Source organism: Leifsonella bigeumensis, assembly GCF_039537265.1.
GTDB classification, from domain to species: domain Bacteria; phylum Actinomycetota; class Actinomycetes; order Actinomycetales; family Microbacteriaceae; genus Terrimesophilobacter; species Terrimesophilobacter bigeumensis.
Map to the genome: position 1 here is coordinate 273,881 of NZ_BAABAE010000001.1, position 19,702 is coordinate 293,582.

General features: G+C 68.3%; 19 protein-coding genes and 1 pseudogene. 12 read left to right on the forward strand and 8 right to left on the reverse strand.

Annotated elements, in window-relative coordinates; translation table 11 throughout:
• Window positions 1-3: 3 nt before the first annotated feature.
• The 5 genes from ABD678_RS01390 to ABD678_RS01410 form a co-directional block, all read right to left on the reverse strand.
• A complete protein-coding gene (locus ABD678_RS01390) occupies window positions 4-1,314 on the reverse strand; it encodes an aminotransferase-like domain-containing protein (protein ID WP_344752945.1) in 1,311 nt (436 codons plus the stop codon).
• A gap of 173 nt (window positions 1,315-1,487) precedes the next feature.
• Complete coding sequence (gene trxA / locus ABD678_RS01395) at window positions 1,488-1,814, reverse strand: thioredoxin (protein WP_344752947.1); 327 nt, start codon at window positions 1,812-1,814, stop codon at window positions 1,488-1,490.
• Window positions 1,815-1,849: 35 nt separating this feature from the next.
• Window positions 1,850-2,821 (reverse strand): thioredoxin-disulfide reductase, encoded by a 972-nt coding sequence (gene trxB, locus ABD678_RS01400; protein ID WP_344753527.1) that lies wholly within the window; start codon window positions 2,819-2,821, stop codon window positions 1,850-1,852.
• A 51-nt stretch (window positions 2,822-2,872) separates the two neighbouring features.
• The gene (murJ, locus tag ABD678_RS01405) at window positions 2,873-4,567 is read right to left on the reverse strand and encodes a murein biosynthesis integral membrane protein MurJ (RefSeq protein WP_344752949.1); all 1,695 of its coding nucleotides are present in this window, start codon (window positions 4,565-4,567) and stop codon (window positions 2,873-2,875) included.
• Window positions 4,564-6,684 carry a DUF6049 family protein gene (locus ABD678_RS01410; protein ID WP_344752951.1) on the reverse strand — a complete coding sequence of 707 codons (2,121 nt, stop codon included), beginning with the start codon at window positions 6,682-6,684 and terminating at the stop codon, window positions 4,564-4,566. Before ABD678_RS01410 ends, murJ begins: the two co-directional genes overlap by 4 nt.
• Before the next feature lie 79 nt (window positions 6,685-6,763).
• Here ABD678_RS01410 and ABD678_RS01415 point away from each other — a divergent pair, with 79 nt between their 5' ends.
• A complete protein-coding gene (locus tag ABD678_RS01415; protein ID WP_344752953.1) occupies window positions 6,764-8,188 on the forward strand; it encodes a CCA tRNA nucleotidyltransferase in 1,425 nt (474 codons plus the stop codon).
• A 9-nt stretch (window positions 8,189-8,197) separates the two neighbouring features.
• On the opposite strand, the gene ABD678_RS01420 is transcribed toward ABD678_RS01415, so the two are convergent.
• Window positions 8,198-9,268 carry an inositol-3-phosphate synthase gene (locus tag ABD678_RS01420; protein WP_344752955.1) on the reverse strand — a complete coding sequence of 357 codons (1,071 nt, stop codon included), beginning with the start codon at window positions 9,266-9,268 and terminating at the stop codon, window positions 8,198-8,200.
• Between the two features lie 145 nt (window positions 9,269-9,413).
• On the opposite strand from ABD678_RS01420, the pseudogene rpsF reads away from it, so the two are divergent.
• The 9 genes and pseudogenes from rpsF to ABD678_RS01465 all read left to right on the forward strand — a co-directional run.
• A pseudogene (rpsF, locus tag ABD678_RS01425) lies at window positions 9,414-9,773 on the forward strand (30S ribosomal protein S6); the annotation flags it as partial.
• A gap of 123 nt (window positions 9,774-9,896) precedes the next feature.
• Window positions 9,897-10,391 (forward strand): single-stranded DNA-binding protein, encoded by a 495-nt coding sequence (locus tag ABD678_RS01430; RefSeq protein WP_344752957.1) that lies wholly within the window; start codon window positions 9,897-9,899, stop codon window positions 10,389-10,391.
• Window positions 10,392-10,426: 35 nt separating this feature from the next.
• On the forward strand, window positions 10,427-10,690 hold the full coding sequence (rpsR, locus tag ABD678_RS01435; protein ID WP_344752959.1) for a 30S ribosomal protein S18: 264 nt from the start codon (window positions 10,427-10,429) through the stop codon (window positions 10,688-10,690).
• 12 nt (window positions 10,691-10,702) lie between these two features.
• A complete protein-coding gene (rplI, locus tag ABD678_RS01440; protein ID WP_344752961.1) occupies window positions 10,703-11,155 on the forward strand; it encodes a 50S ribosomal protein L9 in 453 nt (150 codons plus the stop codon).
• Window positions 11,156-11,671: 516 nt separating this feature from the next.
• Window positions 11,672-13,084, forward strand: a complete 1,413-nt coding sequence (gene dnaB, locus ABD678_RS01445; protein ID WP_344752963.1) for a replicative DNA helicase — start codon at window positions 11,672-11,674, stop codon at window positions 13,082-13,084.
• Window positions 13,085-13,154: 70 nt separating this feature from the next.
• The gene (locus ABD678_RS01450) at window positions 13,155-14,339 is read left to right on the forward strand and encodes an FAD-binding domain (RefSeq protein WP_344752965.1); all 1,185 of its coding nucleotides are present in this window, start codon (window positions 13,155-13,157) and stop codon (window positions 14,337-14,339) included.
• A 4-nt stretch (window positions 14,340-14,343) separates the two neighbouring features.
• On the forward strand, window positions 14,344-14,961 hold the full coding sequence (locus ABD678_RS01455; RefSeq protein ID WP_344752967.1) for a TetR/AcrR family transcriptional regulator: 618 nt from the start codon (window positions 14,344-14,346) through the stop codon (window positions 14,959-14,961).
• A 37-nt stretch (window positions 14,962-14,998) separates the two neighbouring features.
• Complete coding sequence (locus tag ABD678_RS01460) at window positions 14,999-15,634, forward strand: HdeD family acid-resistance protein (protein WP_344752969.1); 636 nt, start codon at window positions 14,999-15,001, stop codon at window positions 15,632-15,634.
• Entirely contained in the window at window positions 15,634-15,876 is a 243-nt protein-coding gene (locus ABD678_RS01465; RefSeq protein WP_344752971.1) for a hypothetical protein, read from the forward strand. The genes ABD678_RS01460 and ABD678_RS01465 overlap by 1 nt, the downstream gene beginning before the upstream one ends.
• A 24-nt stretch (window positions 15,877-15,900) precedes the next feature.
• On the opposite strand, the gene purB is transcribed toward ABD678_RS01465, so the two are convergent.
• The gene (gene purB / locus ABD678_RS01470) at window positions 15,901-17,283 is read right to left on the reverse strand and encodes an adenylosuccinate lyase (protein ID WP_344752973.1); all 1,383 of its coding nucleotides are present in this window, start codon (window positions 17,281-17,283) and stop codon (window positions 15,901-15,903) included.
• Complete coding sequence (locus ABD678_RS01475; RefSeq protein ID WP_344752975.1) at window positions 17,280-17,804, reverse strand: low molecular weight protein-tyrosine-phosphatase; 525 nt, start codon at window positions 17,802-17,804, stop codon at window positions 17,280-17,282. Before ABD678_RS01475 ends, purB begins: the two co-directional genes overlap by 4 nt.
• 194 nt (window positions 17,805-17,998) lie before the next feature.
• Between ABD678_RS01475 and ABD678_RS01480 the strand changes: the two genes are divergently transcribed.
• Together ABD678_RS01480 and ABD678_RS01485 are read left to right on the forward strand one after the other, a co-directional pair.
• Window positions 17,999-18,271 (forward strand): hypothetical protein, encoded by a 273-nt coding sequence (locus tag ABD678_RS01480; RefSeq protein WP_344752977.1) that lies wholly within the window; start codon window positions 17,999-18,001, stop codon window positions 18,269-18,271.
• On the forward strand, window positions 18,264-19,694 hold the full coding sequence (locus ABD678_RS01485; RefSeq protein ID WP_344752979.1) for a hypothetical protein: 1,431 nt from the start codon (window positions 18,264-18,266) through the stop codon (window positions 19,692-19,694). Before ABD678_RS01480 ends, ABD678_RS01485 begins: the two co-directional genes overlap by 8 nt.
• Window positions 19,695-19,702 lie beyond the last annotated feature (8 nt).

The following is a 19,702-nucleotide window of genomic DNA, read 5'->3' on the forward strand; positions in this document are numbered from 1 at the left end:
GTGCTAGCCGAGGTTCGGCGGTGGACTCGTGACGTTCCGCTCGGCTGTGATCCGGGTGAGCGGTCCGGTCTGGGAGAAGGTGTCAAGCAACTCGAGCTCCCCCGTGATGACCGAGGAGAGGCGCCGGATGCCCTCCCGGATGAATTCGGGGGTGGGATAGCAGAAGGACAACCGGATGTTGTTACGGCCATTGCCATCCGCGTAGAAGGCGGTTCCCGGAGTGTAGGCGACGAGCTGTTTGACCGCACGGGGCAGCATCGACTTCGCGTCGACCTGTTCTGGGAGGTTGAGCCAGACGTAGAAACCGCCGTTCGGTATGGTCCAGCTGAGTTTCGGCAGGTATTCGGCGAGGGCGGAGAGCATGGCGTCCCTGCGTTCCCGGTAGACGCCGCGGAAGGTGTCGATTTGGGCCCTCCAGTCGGCGGAGGAAAGGTACTCGGAGATCACCAGCTGGGTGAAGGAGCTCGGGGAGAGCACGGCCGCTTCATTCGCTAAAATGAGCTTCTCTCTGATTGCGTGGGGTGCAAGTGCCCAGCCGACCCGGAAACCGGGGGCGAGCGTCTTCGAGAAGGTGCCGAGGTAGACCACACCATCCTTCTCGACCGACCGCATCGCGTGCGGGGGCGGGCCGTCGAAGTACAGCAGCCCGTACGGGTTGTCCTCGAGAACCAGGATGTCGTTCTCGCGGGCGATCTCGAGCAGTTCGAGGCGTCGCTCCCAGCTGAGGGTCACCCCGGCCGGGTTATTGAACGTCGGGACCGTGTAGAGCAGCTTGAGGCGCTTTCCGGCGGCTTTCAGCGCGGCGATCCGCTCGCGCAGAGCGGCAGGGATGAGCCCGTGCTCGTCCATCGGGACATGGCTGACCTCGGCCTGGAAGGACCGGAACACCACGAGCGCCGTGACATAGCTCGGCCCTTCGGCGAGTACGACGTCACCCGGGTCGAGGAAGAGCTTCGCGATGAGCTCGAGAGCGTGCTGCGAGCCGGTCGTGACGACGACATCGTCCACGCTGCCCCGGATGCCCTCGAGCGCCATGACGTCGAGGATCTGCTCGCGCAGCTCCGGCGCCCCCTGCCCGGAGCCGTACTGGAGCGCCACCGGGCCGCGTTCGCGCATGAGGCGATCGATCGCGCTGGTCACGAGCTCGGTGGGGAGGGCGGAGACGAACGGCATTCCGCCGGCGAGCGAGACCACTTCGGGCCTCGACGCGACGGCGAACAGCGCGCGCACTTCGGAGGCGCTCAACCCCGTCGTACGCGCAGCGTAGTGCCCGTACCAGGGGTCGAGGTTGTTGCCCTCGCTCAGCCCGGCCATCCCTCAACAATAACGGGGTAGAAGTCCCGATTGCGCCGCCTCAGGGAGATCGTCCCGGGTCGACGTGACTGGAGGGCTGGGCGAAGACGTTTCGGGTCTCGGGTGTGGCGGGCGTTTACGGGCGGAGACCCGAAATGACTTCGCCCAGCCCTCCCCCCGAGGTGACCACGGAACTACTTCAGGAAGTCAGCGAGCTGCGCCTCGAGCGCCGGCTTCGGCATCGCGCCGATGACGGTCTTGACGACCTCGCCGCCCTGATACACCTTCATCGCCGGGATCGACGTGATCTGGTACTTCATGGCGACCTGCGGATTGGCGTCCACATCCACCTTGACGAGCCGGATCTTGCCTTCGTTCTCCGACGCGATCTGGTCGAGGATGGGTGAGACGGCACGGCAGGGGCCGCACCAGTCGGCCCAGAAGTCGACGAGGACGGGGGTCTCGGAGTTCAGGACCTCCTGCTCGAAGGTGGCATCGGTGACGTCGGTCGCTGTGGACATTGCTGGTTCTTCTCCTTCAGTGGTGGCGCCGGCGGTCAGGCCGGTACCGCGGTCGGTGTGGCGCTGGCCTCGGCCAGCAGGTCTTTGGGCAGTGACGCGAGGTAGTGCTCGGTGTCGAGTGCGGCCACGGTGCCCGAGCCGGCCGCGGTCACCGCCTGGCGGTAGGTGGGGTCGAGCACGTCGCCGGCCGCGAAAACGCCGGGGATGTCGGTCTTCGAGGTGCGCCCGTCGACCTTGATCGTGCCCTCAGCGGTGAGCTCGAGCTGGCCGTGCACGAGGTGCACCCGGGGGTCGCTCCCGACGGCGATGAACAGCCCATTGAGGTCGAGCGTGCTCTCGCCGCCGTCGACCGTGTCGCGCAGCACGACGTTCGTGACGAGGGCGTCGCCGTCGATCTTCTCGACCACCTTGTTGAGCAGGAACTCGATCTTCGGGTTCTGCCGGGCACGCTCCTGCATGATCTCGGATGCCCGCAGCGTCTCGCTGCGGTGGATGATGTAGACCTTGCTCGCGAACCTGGTGAGGAAGGTGGCCTCCTCCATCGCGGAGTCTCCCCCGCCGACGACGGCGATGACCTTCTCCCGGAAGAAGAACCCGTCGCAGGTCGCACACCAGGAGACGCCGTGGCCGCTCAGGCGGTCCTCGCCCTCGACCCCGAGCTTGCGGTAGGCGGAGCCGGTCGCATAGATCACGGCGAGGGCCTCCTCGACCCTGCCCGACCCGAGCGTGACCTTCTTGACCTGGCCGTCGAGCTCGAGCTTCGTGACGTCGTCCAGCACGACCTCGGTGCCGAATCGCTCGGCCTGTGCCTGGAAGAGCCCCATGAGTTCCGGCCCCTGGACGCCTTCGGGGAAGCCCGGATAGTTCTCCACATCCGTCGTGTTCATGAGTTCGCCACCGGCTTCGACCGAGCTCGCGATGAGCAGCGGAGAGAGGTTGGCGCGTGCGGCGTAGATCGCCGCAGTGTAGCCCGCAGGCCCGGAGCCGATGATGATGAGCTGGCGCACGTTGGAGATCCCCTTCACGTCGTACTGGCTACAACACATCCTATTCGGCGGCTATTCCGCCTTCCGGCGACCGAGGCGGCGCGCGATCGATCTGGTGACCCCGACGAGCTCCGGGTTGCGGATGGCGGCCAGCAGCCCGCCGTAGACGATCGCCATGACGACCCCGACTATCGCGATCGCGACGATCGCCTGCACCCTGCCGGACTGCGCGAATCCGGATGCGTCGAGGCCGCCGAGCAGGAGCAGTACGCCGAATCCGATGCCCCCCGCGACGAGCGAGAGGCCGAGGTACTGGAGGTAGCGCACGAGGATGAGCCCCCCGCCGCCCCCGCCGAGCCTCCGACGAACGAGCAGGATCGCGATGACCGCCTGCGTGCTGCTGGAGACGGTGGTGGAGACCGCTATTCCCACGGCGATCCACTGGGTGGGCAGTGCGATGCACGCGATGGCCCCGACGACGAAGACGACGGACTGGACGCATTGCAGGATGAACGGGGTGCGCGTGTCGCCGAGCGCGTAGAACGCGCGCTGCATCACGAACAGCGCGCTGAACAGGACCAGGCCGGGCAGAAGCGCGAGGATGACGTTGCCCATGGCCACGACGTTGGGGTAGTCGCTCTCGAAGAACCGGGCGAACGGGTAGGCGACGACCGCCAGCGCCACCGAGGCGAACACGATGAGCAGCCCGATTCCACGCAGGGAGCCGGAGAGGTCGGTGCGCATGGCGGCGAGGTCGGAGCGGGCGGCATGCCCGCTCATCCGGGTGAAGTACGCCGTCGCGATCGAGACCGCGACGACCGAGTGGGGGAGCATGAAGATGAGCCAGGAGTTCTGCAGGGCCGAGATCGAGGCGGCATCCCCCGAGGCCATCGAGGCGACGCGGCTCTGCACGACCCCGGTGATCTGGGTGACGACGACCATCCCGAACAGCCAGCCGGCGGCTCGACCGGTCGCCCCGAGGCCGACACCGCGCCAGCGGAAGTCGGGCCGGTAGCTCAGGCCGGAGCGCCTCCAGAACAGGAACAGGACGACGGCCTGCGCGGCGACGCCGAGGGTCGCGGTGCCGGCGAGGAGCAGGATGCGCCCCGACGACCACACGTCGACGGCGCTGTTCTGCTGCGCCCCGCCGAAGAGCGCCATGAACACCACGAGCCCCGCGATCGCGACGATGTTGTTGACGACCGGCGCCCAGGCGAAGGGTCCGAAGACGTTGCGGGCGTTGAACACCTCGCTCATGAGGTTGTAGAGCGCGTAGAAGAAGATCTGCGGCAGGCACAGGTACGCGAACGCGGTCGCCAGCGCGAAGGCCTCAGGGCTGAAGCCACGACCGGTGCCGTCCGATGCGGCGACGGCGGACTGCGAGTAGAGGTCGATGAGCGCGGGGGCGAGGAGAGTCGCGATGAGCGTGACCACGGCGAAGATCACGACACCGAGCGTCACGATCCGGTTGATGTACTGACGGCCGCCATCCGCTCCGCTGCTCGCCCGCACGATCTGCGGAACGAGCACGGCGCTCAGCACCCCGCCGGCGACGAGCGCGTAGACGTTGTTGGGAAGCTGGTTGGCGATCGCGAAGGTGTCCGCACTCGCACTGCCGACCTGGCCGATGGCGGCAGCGAGCACGGCCACCTTGATGAAGCCCAGGATGCGCGAGACGATCGTGCCGGAGGCCAGCAGGGCGCTTGCCGACCCCAGCCGCGCGGTGCCGGCGGCGGTGCCGGGCAGCGGGTCGGCGTCGGTGCTCACGACTCGTCCTCTCCGGTCGCTTCGGGGGCGCCGTCAGGTTCGTGCGCCGCGCGCAGAACCTTGCGTCGTCGATGCACGGTACGCCAGATTCCTGCACCGAACAATCCGATGACGACGATCACGAGCACCACCGTGGCGGTGGTCTCCCAGCCCGCCTGCACGTTGAGGTCGACGACGGTCGGCGTGGAGATGCGCGTGCCGTTGGAGCTCGTGAGCGTGACCATCGTGCGCACCTCGCCGTTGGCGATCGACTGCACCGGGATCTGAACCCTCGCCTGCGAGTTCGCCTCGATCTTGAGCTCCACCCGGCTGTCGAGCACGTCCAGGATGGCCCGCTCCGGTTGCACCCTGACATACACGGTCACCGGGAAGGCGAGCTCGTTCCTCACCGCGATCGGCAGGTTGCCCTTCTCCAGCGGGAAGTTGACGGTGCTGCCGTCCGGGATGTGGACCGACTCGAGTGTGGCGCGACTCTCCTCCAGGTAGGCGGTGGTCGCGGCGGCCCATCCGGCCTGGTCGAAGGCCCAGGATTCGGCGAACAGGCCGAGCAGTGCGAGCCGGTGCGGACCGGTGACGAGGGTCGGGTCGTCGGCGACGGAGGAGAACGCGGTGACATCCCGTTCGGCGGCCAGGAGCGACCGCGCCGTCGACACACGGTCGTCGGGCTGTGCGGATGGTGCGAGCCTGGCGGCCTGCGCGGGGAGCACGAGGGCTTCGCCGAGGCTCGTGACGGAGACCCAGGGAAGCGATTCGAGGGTGCCCAGCACGTCGTCGATGCGCGGCCCGGCCGCCGAGCCGTCACGACCGAGGGTGGCGACGAGCGTCGTCCCCCGATCGGCGTATGCCGTGACGGCGAGCTGCGCGGAGATCGCGGCGAGGGCGGCGTTCGCCTCCACATCGGTCAGCGCGGTCGCTGCCGTGCGCACGAGCCGGGAGAGGGCGTCGTCGCTGACGGTCGCGGTGAGCTTCGTGTCGGATTTCGCTGCCGCATCGGTTTCGTCCGGGCTCAGCAGGGTGACATTCGGGCTCGATCCGATGGTGCCCTCGAGCTGGGTGGAGTTCAGCAGCAGACGGGAGTATCCGGCGTTCGCGAGTGCTGCGAGGTCGTCGGGGGCCACCGTGGAATCGGCGGGCCAGGCGAGTCCCTCGATCGTGTACGTCCAGTCGAGGAGGGTCTCCGGGGTGGGGACGGCCGGCGGCGGGGTCGGCACCGGCGTCACTCCAGGCTCGGGAGTCTCCTCCGGCGTCACCGGGAACAGGCTTTCGTCGATCGGGAATGCGAGCGGGGCGAGCGGCAGGGTCGCGCCGGCCTGGGCGGCGAGTGCGGGGTCGGCATCCGCGTAGCCGAGAGGGAACACGTCGTTCGACGCGCTCGCGAGGAGGGCGAGCCAGTCGAGCGCCGACTGCGATGCACTCGAACCGAGGATGCGGATCGAGGCGATGATCATCGGGTCGACGCCGATGGCGACCGGATGCGACAGAGCCGTCTGGAGCTGGACGTCGAGCAGGCCGCCGGGGGCGGTGAGCGTCTCGAGCGTTGCGGCATCGATGAGCCCGGTCCCCCCTGACGGGGCCACGAGCGGGGTCACCACGGCGACTGAGACCTCGGGGACGGTGCCGTCCGGCAGCCAGACGACCGCGCTGCGGGCGAAGTCCACCTCCACATCCCCGCTCGCGAGGCGCATCGCGAGCGGGTGCGCGGTCGTCGCGGTCCCGGAGAGCCGGAGCGCCTTGGCTGGAATCGTGATCGTGAAGGTGCGCACCTGGCCGCGTGCGAGCTCGCCGATCTCGGTGGTTCCGAGCGCGGTTCCGAGTGGCACGCCGGCACTGCCCGCGTCCGAGTCGAGCCAGTCGGAGAGTGCGTCACGACTGCCGAGGCCGATTTCGGGGAGATACACGGAAGCGACCCCGGCATCCATGTCCTGGCCCGTGCTGTTGGTGACGGTGCCGGTGACCTGGAGCGCCTGGCCGGCGCGGAGAACGCCGGAGAAGGCGGGCGCGGCGACGAGGCTGACGCTGCCGTCGTCGATGGGCGGTACGGCGGCGTTCCCGACGGAGGGCACGACCAGAACCCCGACGGCGAGGCCGAGCGCGAGCAGTACAGGGACGATTCTCATAGGTGGGAGCGGGCCCCGGGGTTTTCCTCGGCCGGCTTGAAGCGATTCTATTGGTCGGACGCTGGGTAGTCTTGAGCGCATGGACAGCGCCGCCTCGGCCATCGCGCAACTCGGGTCACTGGCGGCGTCGCCTCAGGTGAGCCGGCTCGCCACGGCGTTCGCGACGGCGGGGCGCGAACTCGCGCTCGTCGGGGGCTCCGTGCGCGACGCCTTCCTCGGTGTGCCCCTCAATGACCTCGACTTCACGACGGATGCCGACCCCGACGCGATCCTGGCGATCGTCGCGCCCATCGCCGACGCGCACTGGGATGTGGGGAGGGCGTTCGGCACGATCGGCGCGACGATCGGCGGAAAGACCGTGGAGATCACCACGTACCGCACCGACGCGTACGACGGGGAGACCCGCAAACCGGTCGTCGAGTTCGGCGACTCGCTCGAGGGGGACCTCGTGCGACGCGACTTCACCGTCAACGCCATGGCGCTGCGCCTCCCCCAGCTCGTGCTCGTGGACCCATCCGGTGGCATCGAGGACCTCATGGCTCGGCGGCTCACCACACCGAGCGCCCCGGAGGTCTCCTTCGGAGACGATCCGCTCAGGATGATGCGGGCGGCCAGGTTCACCTCCCAGCTCGGGTTCACGGTCACCGGCGAGGTCGCCGGCGCCATGACCGACCTCGCCGATCGGATCTCCATCGTCTCCGCCGAACGCGTGCGGGACGAGCTCAGCCGCCTGCTGCGAACGCCGTCGCCCCGGGCCGGTCTCGAACTGCTCGTCGGGACGGGGCTCGCCGCGCTCGTCCTGCCCGAACTCCCCGCGCTGCAGCTCCAGGTCGACGAGCACCATCATCACAAGGACGTCTACGAGCACAGCCTCACCGTGCTCGACCAGGCGATCGACCTCGAGCGGGAACGGCATCCGGATGACGCCCCCGACCTCGTCCTGCGCCTGGCAGCCCTGCTGCACGACGCGGGCAAACCGGCGACGAAGCGCATCGAGCCGGGCGGAGTCGTGACCTTCCACCACCACGACGTCGTCGGCGCGAAGCTCGCGGCGAAGCGGATGCGCGAACTGCGCTTCGACAAGGACACCATCGGCAGTGTCGCGCGCCTCATCGAGCTGCACCTGCGATTCTTCGGCTACACCGAAGGCGCCTGGACCGACTCCGCCGTGCGGCGCTACGTGCGCGACGCCGGTCCGCTGCTCGAACGGCTGCACATCCTGACGAGGGCGGATGTCACGACGCGCAACCGCAGGAAGGCCGATCGGCTGGCCTTCGCCTACGACGACCTCGAGGACCGCATCGCGACGCTCGGCGAGGAGGAGGAGCTCGCCGCCATCCGACCCGACCTCGACGGCGAGCAGATCATGGCCGCTCTGGGGCTGAAGCCCGGACGCGAGGTCGGCGAGGCCTACCGGTTCCTGCTCGAGCTGCGGCTCTCCGAGGGGCCGCTCGGCGAGGAGGAGGCAACCCGTCGCCTGCTCGCCTGGCACGCCGCCCGCTGAGGGGCCGGCTCAGGCTGGATCGCTGATGAACGCCTCGAGGAGTGCCCGTGCCTCCTCGTCGGGGTACTGCACGGGCGGCGACTTCATGAGGTAGGCGGATGCCGCCACGAGCGGACCGCCGATGCCCGCGTCGAGCGCGACCTTCGCCACCCGGATCGCGTCGATCACGACGCCGGCGGAGTTCGGGGAGTCCCACACCTCGAGCTTGTATTCGAGGCTCGTCGGAGCGTTGCCGAAGCCGTGGCCCTCCAGTCGCACGAACGCGAGCTTGCGATCGACGAGCCAGGGGACGTGGTCGCTCGGGCCGACATGCACGTTCTTCGGGTCGAGCCTGGCGCTGATGTTGCTCGTCACCGCCTGGGTCTTCGAGATCTTCTTCGACTCGAGGCGGCTTCGCTCGAGCATGTTCTTGAAGTCCATGTTGCCGCCGACGTTCAACTGGTAGGTGCGATCGAGTACGAGACCGCGCTGCTCGAACAGCCGCGCGAGCACGCGGTGGGTGATGGTCGCGCCGAGCTGGCTCTTGACGTCGTCCCCGACGAGGGGAACACCGGCGTCGGTGAACTTCTGCGCCCACTCCGGGTCGCTCGCGACGAACACCGGGAGCGCGTTGACGAAGGCGACCTCGGCGTCCAGTGCCGCCTGCGCGTAGAACTTGACCGCGGCATCCGAGCCCACCGGCAGGTAGCAGACGAAGACCTCCGCACCGGAGTCCCGCAGGGCCTGCGCGACATCCACGACCGGAGCCACCGACTCCTCGACCAGCTCCCGGTAGTACTCGCCGAGCCCGTCGAGGGTGGGGCCGCGCTGCACGAGCACGCCGGTCGGGGCGACCTCGGCGAACCGGAGCGTGTCGTTCTGGCTCGCCCAGATGGCGTCGGCGAGATCGGTTCCGACCTTGAGCGCATCGACGTCGAAGGCCGCAACGAACTCGAGGTCGCCGACCGCGTGGCCGCCCAGCCGGTTGTGCATGAGACCGGGAATCACCTCCGACTCCGCGGCGTCACGGTAGAACGTGACGCCCTGGACGAGCGCGTTGGCGCAGTTTCCGATACCGGCGATGGCAACCCGAATGGGCATTGCTTCAGAGCTCCTTGAAACGAGAGGGGGACACTGACTACACTAGGCAGGTTGCCCTCGGTCTGTTGACCGGGTGGCACGATGCCACAACCCTCCTGTTGCAGATCGTCTGCAACCGTTCTAGTCCGAAGGAGGTGGGTTAGTTATGCATCAGTACGAACTCATGGTGATCCTCGATCCCGAGATCGATGAGCGCACCGTCGCTCCGAGCCTCGACAAGTTCCTGGGCGTCATCCGCGCGGATGGCGGCACGATCGACAAGGTCGACATCTGGGGCAAGCGTCGTCTGGCCTACGAGATCAACAAGAAGACCGAGGGCATCTACGCGGTCGTCGACATGACGGCGACCCCCGCTGCCACGATCGAGCTCGACCGCCAGCTGAAGCTCAGCGAAGCCGTCATGCGCACCAAGGTGCTGCGTGCGGAGGAGGCGATCGCCCAGGTCGCCGAGGCCGAGAAGCTCGCCGCCGAGAAGGCCGCCCGCAAGGCTGCCGCCGCACCCAGGACCGCTGCCAAGGCACCGGCTGCAGCTGCAGCGCCGGCCGCGGCTCCGGCCAAGACCACGGCGAAGGCCGCCGCCGAGACCACCCCGGATGCCGAGGCATCCGACAAGGACGCGGAGTAGGCCATGGCGGGCGAAACGATCATCACTGTCGTCGGCAACCTCACCGCCGACCCCGAGCTGCGGTACACGCAGAACGGTCTCGCCGTGGCGAACTTCACGATCGCCTCGACGCCGCGCAACTTCGACCGTGCCACGAACGACTGGAAGGACGGGGAAGCCCTCTTCCTTCGCGCCTCCGTGTGGCGCGAGTTCGCCGAGCACGTCGCCGGCTCGCTCAGCAAGGGCTCGCGGGTCATCGCGACCGGGCGCCTGAAGCAGCGCAGCTACGAGACGAAGGAGGGCGAGAAGCGCACGAGCTACGAGATCGAGGTCGACGAGATCGGCCCGAGCCTCCGCTACGCGACCGCGCAGGTCACCCGCACCACCAGTGGTGGCGGATCCTCCCGCGGCGGCCAGGGCGGCGACGAGCCGTGGGCATCGTCCGCTCCGGCATCCGACGCCTCCTCCGGTGACGTGTGGAACACGCCCGGCAACTTCAACGACGAGACGCCTTTCTAGGCCTCTCCCCAACTTTTCACTGAAAGCAGGAAATCATGGCCGGAAAGTCCAGCGGCGATCGCCGCAAGCCGCTCCGCGGCGCGAAGGGCGGCAAGAACGCCGCCCCCGCCAAGGCGATCAGGGTCGGCGTCATCGACTACAAGGATGTCGCAACCCTTCGCAAGTTCATCTCCGAGCGTGGAAAGATCCGCGCTCGCCGCATCACCGGTGTCTCCGTGCAGGAGCAGCGTCTCATCGCCCGTGCCGTCAAGAACGCGCGCGAGATGGCTCTGCTTCCGTACGCGGGCTCGGGCCGTTAGGAGACACGAGACATGTCAAAACTGATTCTCACGCATGAGGTCACCGGTCTCGGTGCCCCCGGTGACGTCGTCGACGTCAAGAACGGCTTCGCCCGCAACTACCTCATCCCGCAGGGCTGGGCCGTGGTCTGGACGCGCGGAGGCGAAAAGCAGATCGAGCAGATCAAGGCCGCCCGCTCCGCGCGCGAGCACGCGACCATCGAGGAGGCCCAGGACCTCAAGGCGAGGCTCCAGGCGACGCCGGTGACCCTCACGGTCAAGGCCGGAGAGGGCGGTCGGCTGTTCGGCTCCGTCAAGACCTCGGATGTCGCGGATGCCGTCTCGGCCGCCGGGCTCGGGACCATCGACAAGCGCAAGATCGAGCTCAGTGCTCCGATCAAGGCCACGGGTGAGCACGAGGCGACCGTTCGCCTCCGTGACGACCTGGTGGCGACGATCACCGTTCGGGTGGTCGCCGCGAAGTAGGCGTTTCACGGGAGCGGCAGGGGCGGGCGACGGCTCGTCACTGCCGCTTCTTCTGTGTGGGAGACCCGGTTCCGGTTGCGGAAAGTCTCACAGTCCTGTACACAGTCGGTCCGGTGATGGCCAACCCTCAACCACAACTATAAACATGTTTCTACACACAGCCAGGTTTCAGAGGAAATGCTGGTCAGGGTAGATATCCACTACGAAAATCGCCATTTGTCCACAGGACAGTCCACAGCTTGCCCACACTGAGCCCGGCGTTTCGCGCATTCGATTCACAGGCTTGTCCACAGGCCTGCTTGAGGGCGGGGGCCGGTTGTTCCTAGGGTGTAGCCACATCAACCCGAACAGGGACATCCGACGCTCCAGCGTGTGCCGGATGTCGTTGGTGCTGTGTAGGAATGGGTGCAGAGCCACCGCCGCGTCGGCGTGGGCGGACTGCGAATCGGCGCGCCTGGCGCAGTCTGGAACAGAGCTGCGCCCACGGTGGCGGCAGGGAAAGCGAGAGGGCACCGGATGTCGATAGCTCACCTCGGCCTCGCCGGTGGCCAGTCGTCCGACCAACGGCCGGACCAGGGGTACGGCCAGCGGCAGTCGTCGGAGTACCGCTCCACCGACCGAACCCCTCCGCATGATCTCCTCGCGGAGCAGAGCGCGGTCGGCGGCATGCTGCTCAGCAAGGATGCCGTGGCCGACGTCATCGAGACGGTGCGCGCCATCGACTTCTACATCCCGAAGCACGAGCTCATCTTCGACGCGATTCTCACGCTCTATTCGCATGGGGAGCCCACCGACGTCATCGCCGTGACCGACGAGCTCACCAAGACCGGCGAGCTCGGTCGCGCGGGCGGCGCCGAGTATCTCCATACCCTCACGAGCCTCGTGCCGACCGCGGCGAACGCCGGGTTCTATGCGAACATCGTCGCCGAGAAGGCCGTGCTCAGGCGACTCGTCGAGGCGGGGACCCGCATCGTGCAGATGGGCTACGCGAGCGAGGGGGAGGTCGTCGACCTCGTCAACAACGCGCAGGCCGAGATCTACGGTGTGACCGGCGGCGTCGACTCGGAGGACTTCGTCCCGCTCACAACCGCGGTCGAGACCGCGATCGACGAGATCGAGGCGGCCAAGGGTCGCGATGGCCTCATGACCGGCATCCCCACCGGGTTCGCGGAGCTCGACGAGCTCACCAACGGGCTGCATCCGGGGCAGCTCATCATCGTCGCGGCGAGGCCGGCGCTCGGGAAGTCGACGCTCGCCCTCGATTTCGCGCGGGCGGCATCCATCGCCAACGACCTGCCGTCGATCGTGTTCTCCCTCGAAATGGGTCGCAGCGAGATCGCGATGCGGCTGCTCTCCGCGGAGGCCTCGGTGCCCTTGCAGAACATGCGCAAGGGCACAGTCGACAGCCGGGACTGGACGACGATCGCCCATACCCGCGGCCGCATCAACGACGCGCCGCTCTACATCGACGACAGCCCGAACATGACGCTCGTCGAGATCCGGGCGAAGTGCCGCAGGCTCAAGCAGCGGGTCGGGCTCAAGATGGTCGTCATCGACTACCTGCAGCTCATGACCTCCGGCAAGCGGGTCGAGTCGCGGCAGCAGGAGGTGAGCGAGTTCTCCCGGGCGCTCAAGCTGCTCGCCAAGGAGCTCCAGGTTCCGGTCGTCGCGCTCTCCCAGCTCAACCGCGGCCCGGAGCAGCGCTCCGACAAGATGCCCGCCCTCTCCGACCTGCGCGAGTCGGGCTCCCTCGAACAGGATGCGGATGTCGTCATCCTCCTGCACCGGGAGAGCGCGTACGAGAAGGACAACCCTCGCGCCGGCGAGGCGGACTTCATCGTCGCCAAGCACCGGAACGGTCCGACCCGCACGATCACCGTCGCCTTCCAGGGTCACTTCTCGCGCTTCCAGGACATGGCCGCGATCTAGCGCTTCCGCTTGACGAATTAGACCACCGGTCTAGACTGGTGGTCTAATCGCGCTCGGAGAGGAGCACACGATGAGGGTGCTGATTTCGGGAGCGGGCATCGCCGGACCGACGCTCGCCTACTGGCTGCTCAGGTCCGGGCACGAGGTCACCATCGTCGAACATGCGCCCGAACTCCGCAAAGGCGGCTATCTCGTGGACTTCTGGGGCGCCGGCTTCGACGTGGCCGAGCAGATGGGCATCGTGCCGGAACTGCGTCGCCGCGGCTACGTCTTCACTGACGCCAGGGCGATCGATCGCACCGGACGCCGGTTGGCATCCGTGAAGCCCGCGAAGATCATGAAGTCGGGCGAGCACTACCTCAGCATCGCGCGCTCCGACCTCTCAGCCGTGATCTACGACTCGCTCGAGGGCGGCGCCGAACTGATCCTCGGGGACTCGGTGATGGCGCTCGAGGATGAGGGGGCATCGGTTCGCGTCGCCTTCGAGAGCGGCTCGACCCGCGAGTTCGATCTCGTCGTGGGCGCGGACGGTCTTCACTCGAGAGTGCGCAGGCTCGCGTTCGGTCCCGACGACCGGTTCGAGAGGTACCTCGGCATCGTCTTCGCCGCATTCGAAGCCACCGGATATCGACCGCGTGACGAGCTCGTGGCGATGATGTACGCGGACATCGGATTCCAGACCCTTCGCCTGTCGCTCGACGACGACAACACCCTGTTCCTCATCTCCGCGTTGCACGATGGCGCGATGCCTGAGGATCGTCGGGCACAGGAAGAACTGCTGCGCACGGCGCTGAGCAACGCAGGCTGGGAGGTGCCCGCCATCCTCGAGCTCATGCCGAAGGCGAGGGAGTTCTTCTTCGACTCGGTGAGCCAGATCCGGATGCCGTCCTGGTCGACCGGGCGCGTGGCCCTCGTCGGCGACGCCGGTGCCGCTCCCTCCTTCCTGGCCGGTCAGGGCTCCGCTCTCGCGATGATCGGCGCGTACACGCTGGCCGCGGAGCTCGCGCGGACCGACGACCACGGCGAGGCTTTCGCCCGCTACGAAGAGCGGCTCCTCCCGTTCATCCGGTCGAAGCAGGATGCGGCGGAAGGCCTCGGGCTGGCGTTCGCGCCGAAGAATCGCTGGCAGCTCTTCGTGCGGAACACCGCGATGCGGATGATGGGGCTGCCCGGTGCGGGCGACCTCATCATGGGACGCAGCTTCCGCGATGCCATCGAGTTGCCGAGGTTCGTGGAGAGCCCGTCGGTACGCTGATCGCATGGTGCGCCCCCGTTTCGCGAAACTGCCGTCGGCACAGCAGCAGGCGATTCTGCGGAGTGCACTGGACGAGTTCGCCGCACATGGATTCCGCGACGCATCGCTCAATCGCGTCATCGAGGCGGCCGGAATCTCGAAGGGCTCGATGTACTACTACTTCGACGGCAAGGAGGATCTCTACACCTACGTCACGCGCACCGAGTTCGAGGGGCTCTTCGCCAGTGTCGGCCCGCTGCCCGAGCTGGAGCACGGCGGCGCCGACGGCTTCTGGGCGGCCCTCGAGGACTATTACCTGCGGCTCATGACCGCCCTCGCAGCCTCCCCCCAGCTCGCGGCCCTCCTTCGCGGTTGGGTCGCGGTTTCGAAGAACCCGGCCTTCCAGCAGGCGATGGGCGAGGTCGAACAGGCCACACTGCCCTGGATCGAGCAGGCGCTCTCGACGGGACAGCGCGTGGGGGCGGTGCGTGCTGACCTGCCGCCGACCCTCCTGATCGCCGTGATTCTCGGCATGGGCGAGGCGATGGACATGTGGCTCGTCGCGCAGCAACCCGACGCGGATGCCCTGCCCGAGTTGATCGGCGCCCTGGTCAGCATGATCCGGGGTGCGGTCGGCGCGTAAGCTGGAGTCATTCGTCCGACGGAGGGAATGAGGTCACGTGTCCGCAGGGACAACGCGGGCACCGTACTGGCCGGTGCCGCTCGCCCGGGCGATCCCCGCTATCGTCGTCGGACTCGTCATCACCTTCTCCGCCGACCACACCGCGCTCTTCGGGCTCGTCGCCTTCGGTGCGTTCGCGATCATCACTGGGGCCGTCATCGCCTGGGGCTCCTTCCGCCTCGACGACCGGATGCTGCGGGGCGTTTCGCTCACGCAGGCTGCGGTCTCGGCCCTGGCCGGCATCGTCGCGCTCGTCTTCTGCACGTCCGGGCCGGGCGCGCTCTTCCTCGTGGTCATCGCCTTCGCGGCCGTGACCGGATTTCTCGAGCTGTACCTCGGTCTCCGCGGGCGGGGGCGGCATCCGGCCTCGCGTGAGTGGCTGACCCTCGGCGTCATGACGGCGCTCCTCGCGATCGCCGTACTCATCGTGCCCGCCGACTACGCGCTGCCGTGGTCGGCCGAGGACAAGGGCGTCGTCGTGAGCGGCCTGCTCACCTCCCAGATCATCGTCGTCGGGATCATCGGCGCCTATGCGATCCTCGTCGGCGTCTTCCTCGTGATCGGCGGGCTGTCCGCCCGGTGGGCGGCACAGGAGAAGCCGGCGACGGCCCAACCAGCAACGGAGCGTGACTGATGGAAACGCCAAGTCTTCGCGATCGGCTCCGGCCGCTCGAACTGCTCGGCCTCTCGGCCGTGATCGGCCTGTTCACCGGGCTCGTGCTCCTGCTGACGACACGCGAGGTGTGGCTCGCCGCGATCGGATTCGGCGTCGCCTTCATCCTCTCGGTCGTGACGATCGCATTGCTCGCCCTCTCGGCGACCCCGAACGCAGACGAACGGACCGACCTCGACGAGCAGGATCGCGCGGGTCACTGAACCGGGCCGCCGGCTGCGTCCCGCTCAGTCCGCGTGGTCGACGAGAGCGCTCGCGAGACCGACATAGTCGGCGGGGGTGAGAGCGAGCAGTCGGGTCTTCGCCTCGGCCCCGACATCCAGGCCTTGGATGAAGGCCGCGAGCTCTTCCCGCCCGACCCGCTTGCCGCGGGTGAGTTCCTTGAGCAGCGCGTAGGGGTCGGCGATGGTGCTGCGCCCGGCCGTGATCTCGGCACGGATGACCGTCTGGATCGCCTCGCCGAGCACCTCCCAGTTCGCCTCGAGGTCCTCGGCGAGCCGCTGCAGGTTGACCGCGATCTCGCCGAGCCCGCGCAGGATGTTGTCGAGCGCGAGCACGGAGTGCCCGAGACCCACCCCGATGTTGCGCTGCGCGCTCGAGTCGGTGAGGTCGCGCTGCAGTCGCGAGGTGACGAGGGTCGAGGCGAGCGAGTCGAGGATCGCGCTGGAGAGCTCGAGGTTCGCCTCCGCGTTCTCGAACCGGATGGGGTTCACCTTGTGCGGCATGGTCGACGACCCCGTCGCGCCGGCCTGCGGGATCTGCGTGAAGTAGCCCATCGAGATGTACGACCAGACGTCGGTGCAGAGGTTGTGCAGCACGCGGTTCGCGTGGCTCACCCTCGCGTAGAGCTCCGCCTGCCAGTCGTGCGACTCGATCTGCGTCGTGAGCGGGTTCCACACGAGGCCGAGCGACTCGACGAATGACCTGGAGAGCGCCGGCCAGTCCTGCCCGGGGTCGGCGGCGAGGTGCGCCGCGAACGTTCCCGTCGCCCCGCTGAACTTGCCGAGCGGTTCGGTGGCCTCGACCTGCCCGGCGATCCGGTCCAGGCGTCGCACGAAGACCGCGAACTCCTTGCCGACGGTCGTCGGGGTGGCCGGCTGGCCGTGCGTGTGGGCGAGCATGGCATCCGCCCGGTGGGCCCGCGCGCGCTCGCGCAGCGCCCCGATGACGGCGCGCAGTTTCGGCAGCCAGACCTCACCGATAGCGGCGTCGATCGTGAGCGCGTAGGCGAGATTGTTGATGTCCTCGCTCGTCGCCGCGAAGTGCACGAGTTCAGAGACCCCGGCGATGCCGAGAGCCTCGAGCCGAGCGCGCAGGAAGTATTCGACGGCCTTGACGTCGTGCCGGGTCGTGGCCTCGAGCTCGGCGAGCTCCCGGATGTCGTCCTCGCCGAAACCGGAGACGATGCCCCGCAGCGCCTCCTTCTGGCCATTGCCGAGCGGCGTCGAGCCGAACATCCGGTGATCGGTGAGGAAGATCAGCCACTCGACCTCCACCCGCACGCGCGCCCGGTTGAGCCCGGCCTCGGAGAGGTGCTCGCCTAGTGGGGCGACGGCCTCGCGGTAGCGCCCGTCGAGGGGGCTGAGCGGCTGGATGGGCAACTGGCTCATGAGACTCTCCGTCTGATTCCCGGCTCGACCTGGTGGAAGAGGGCGCTGCAGGCGTGCTCGATCATGCCGAGCACGGTGTCGAACATGGCCGCATCCGAATAATACGGGTCGGGCACCTCGAGCTGTGGGGCCTGGTCGTGGTCGAACCCGAGCAGCAACTGCACCTTGCCGCGATCCTGCTCGGTGGTCGCCCACGACTTGAGGATGCGCTCCTGGCTGCGGTCGAAGACGACGACGAGGTCGAGGTGGTCGAACCACCCCGGGTCGAACTGCTTGGCGCGGTGCCCTGCGCCGTTGTAGCCGTGCGAGGCGAGAGCGGCGATCGTGCGTTCGTCGGAGTTCTCGCCGACGTGCCAGTCGCCGGTGCCGGCCGAGATGACGGTGACGGAGCCGGCGAAACCGGCACGGCGCACGAGTTCGCGGAACACGACTTCGGCCATCGGGGAACGGCAGATGTTGCCGGTGCACACGAAGCAGATCCTGAACAACGCCGACTCGTCGAGGGTGCGGTCGAAGCTCATGCCTCCATTCTCCCGCAGTTTCGGCGCTCGCCCCAGCCCCAGTCCCCGCTCGGGCGCTCCACTCCTCCAGAGCCCGTTATGAGGCTCGTTCTCCACCGATCCGTCCCGTGAAACGCAGGCCCGATGCGGTGCAGGGCCAGCATGGGGGTCGAATGCGAGCCTGGCTACAAGCCGCGAGACGAGGAGGATGTGCGGTGTTGATCGCCGAACCGTCGACGGCGGAGTGCCTTCGCCTGCTCCTCGACGAACAGGCCTGGCGGCTCCGCAGCCTCGCCGCGATCGTCGCCGACGCGGCACGGCACCGGATGCCGGAGCTCCCTCCTGCCGACTGGGATGGTCCCGCCCGTGCCGCTTACGACGAACTAGTGGAGCGCGTTCGCATCGGGATCGAGGAGGCGCGGTCGTGCCTGGCCGAGGCGTCGGCGCACAGCACCCGGGCGTCGGCGACCCTGGAGAGCCGTGGCTGACGAGCTCGTGGTGAGCGGGCCGAACGCGGTCTCGGTCACGACCTCGGCCCTTCTGGAGCAGTCGGCGAGGTTCTGGCTCCTCTCCGCCGAGCTCGATGACTACCGCGGGCGGCTAGCCTCTCTCAACCGGGTCATCGGCGACGGGATACTCGGAGCGGTCGACGCCCCGCGCAGCGCCGTGCTCGCCGAGGCGGCGATCGACACGGCGCTCGGAGCGCTGTTACGGGCGCGCGACGACTGCCGCCGGCTCGGATTCGGCCTCCGCAACGCGGCCGGCGGCTACGAGTTCGCGGATCGATTCGCCGCCCGGATGGGCCAGGAGCTCGCGGCGGGACTCGGATATCTGGCCGGCGTCGCGGTGCCCCACCTTCTCGCGATGGCGATGCCCGGGCTCCTCGTGATGGGCGGAATCGGCGCGGCGGTGTTCGCGAGCCTCTCACCGGAAGGCCGATCGCGTCTCGGCTCAACCCTGGGGGGCTGGCTCCGCAACAACAATGCCGCACTCAACGACCCCGGATTCGTGGAGGCGGTGCGGTACTCGGTCATGGCCGCCGATGACGCCGGCGCCGGGCTCGGCCGCGTGGCCCCCATCGTCGGCCGGGTTGTCGGCGACGAGGGACTCGGTCTCGTCGGAGTCGACACCTCGGCTGCTGTCGTGGCGGGAGCGGCGGGTGCGCTCGGTCTCGCCAGGGAGAGCCCGGTGACCGTGGCTCCGAGGTCGAGCGTGACCGGCGTGCCGGAGGCCGGCGGCGTTCGCGACCGGGCGGAGCGGATTCCGGATGAGCCGGACCAGATCCGCATCGACCGCATCTCAGCGCGGGGCGGGCCCGACCGCTTCGAGGTGTACATCGCGGGTACCGCTGAGCTCTCCGTCTCCGGCGACGACGAGCCGTGGGACATGACGAGCAACCTCGTGGCCATGGGCGGCGGCAGCGCAGGTTCGTACCGGGCCGTCGAGGAGGCGATGAGGCTCGCCGGGATCGACTCCGCCTCGCCGGTGACCCTGACCGGGTATTCGCAGGGTGGGCTCATCGCGGCGCAGCTCGCGGCATCCGGCGACTACGCGGTGAACGGACTGGTCACACTCGGCGCACCGGCGGGACAGGTCGCGGTCCCGCACGACATCCCGTACCTCGCCCTCGAGCACAGCAACGACCTCGTGCCGGCACTCGGCGGCACCTTCGCCTCCTCGGAACCGGTCGTCGTGCGTCGGCAGCTCTTCGACGGGCCGCCACCGCCGGGTGACTTCGTGCTGCCCGCGCACCGCCTGTCGAACTATCTCGAGACCGCCACACTCATCGACCGGTCGAGCGATCCCAGGATCGAGGCGACGCTGCGCCGGCTCCAGCACCCCGCGCACGGAACGGTCACCTCGACGGTGTATCTGGCGCATCGTGTCACCGCCCCCGACATCGCTCCCTGATGAGGGCC

What these genes read in the sequence shown, in the direction of transcription:
- ABD678_RS01390 (WP_344752945.1), bottom strand. Translation starts at nt 1,314, where the DNA reads ATGGCCGGGCTGAGCGAGGGCAACAACCTCGACCCCTGGTACGGGCAC.
- trxA (WP_344752947.1), bottom strand. Translation starts at nt 1,814, where the DNA reads ATGTCCACAGCGACCGACGTCACCGATGCCACCTTCGAGCAGGAGGTC.
- ABD678_RS01410 (WP_344752951.1), bottom strand. Translation starts at nt 6,684, where the DNA reads ATGAGAATCGTCCCTGTACTGCTCGCGCTCGGCCTCGCCGTCGGGGTT.
- ABD678_RS01415 (WP_344752953.1), top strand. Translation starts at nt 6,764, where the DNA reads ATGGACAGCGCCGCCTCGGCCATCGCGCAACTCGGGTCACTGGCGGCG.
- ABD678_RS01420 (WP_344752955.1), bottom strand. Translation starts at nt 9,268, where the DNA reads ATGCCCATTCGGGTTGCCATCGCCGGTATCGGAAACTGCGCCAACGCG.
- ABD678_RS01430 (WP_344752957.1), top strand. Translation starts at nt 9,897, where the DNA reads ATGGCGGGCGAAACGATCATCACTGTCGTCGGCAACCTCACCGCCGAC.
- rpsR (WP_344752959.1), top strand. Translation starts at nt 10,427, where the DNA reads ATGGCCGGAAAGTCCAGCGGCGATCGCCGCAAGCCGCTCCGCGGCGCG.
- rplI (WP_344752961.1), top strand. Translation starts at nt 10,703, where the DNA reads ATGTCAAAACTGATTCTCACGCATGAGGTCACCGGTCTCGGTGCCCCC.
- dnaB (WP_344752963.1), top strand. Translation starts at nt 11,672, where the DNA reads ATGTCGATAGCTCACCTCGGCCTCGCCGGTGGCCAGTCGTCCGACCAA.
- ABD678_RS01450 (WP_344752965.1), top strand. Translation starts at nt 13,155, where the DNA reads ATGAGGGTGCTGATTTCGGGAGCGGGCATCGCCGGACCGACGCTCGCC.
- ABD678_RS01455 (WP_344752967.1), top strand. Translation starts at nt 14,344, where the DNA reads ATGGTGCGCCCCCGTTTCGCGAAACTGCCGTCGGCACAGCAGCAGGCG.
- ABD678_RS01465 (WP_344752971.1), top strand. Translation starts at nt 15,634, where the DNA reads ATGGAAACGCCAAGTCTTCGCGATCGGCTCCGGCCGCTCGAACTGCTC.
- purB (WP_344752973.1), bottom strand. Translation starts at nt 17,283, where the DNA reads ATGAGCCAGTTGCCCATCCAGCCGCTCAGCCCCCTCGACGGGCGCTAC.
- ABD678_RS01475 (WP_344752975.1), bottom strand. Translation starts at nt 17,804, where the DNA reads ATGAGCTTCGACCGCACCCTCGACGAGTCGGCGTTGTTCAGGATCTGC.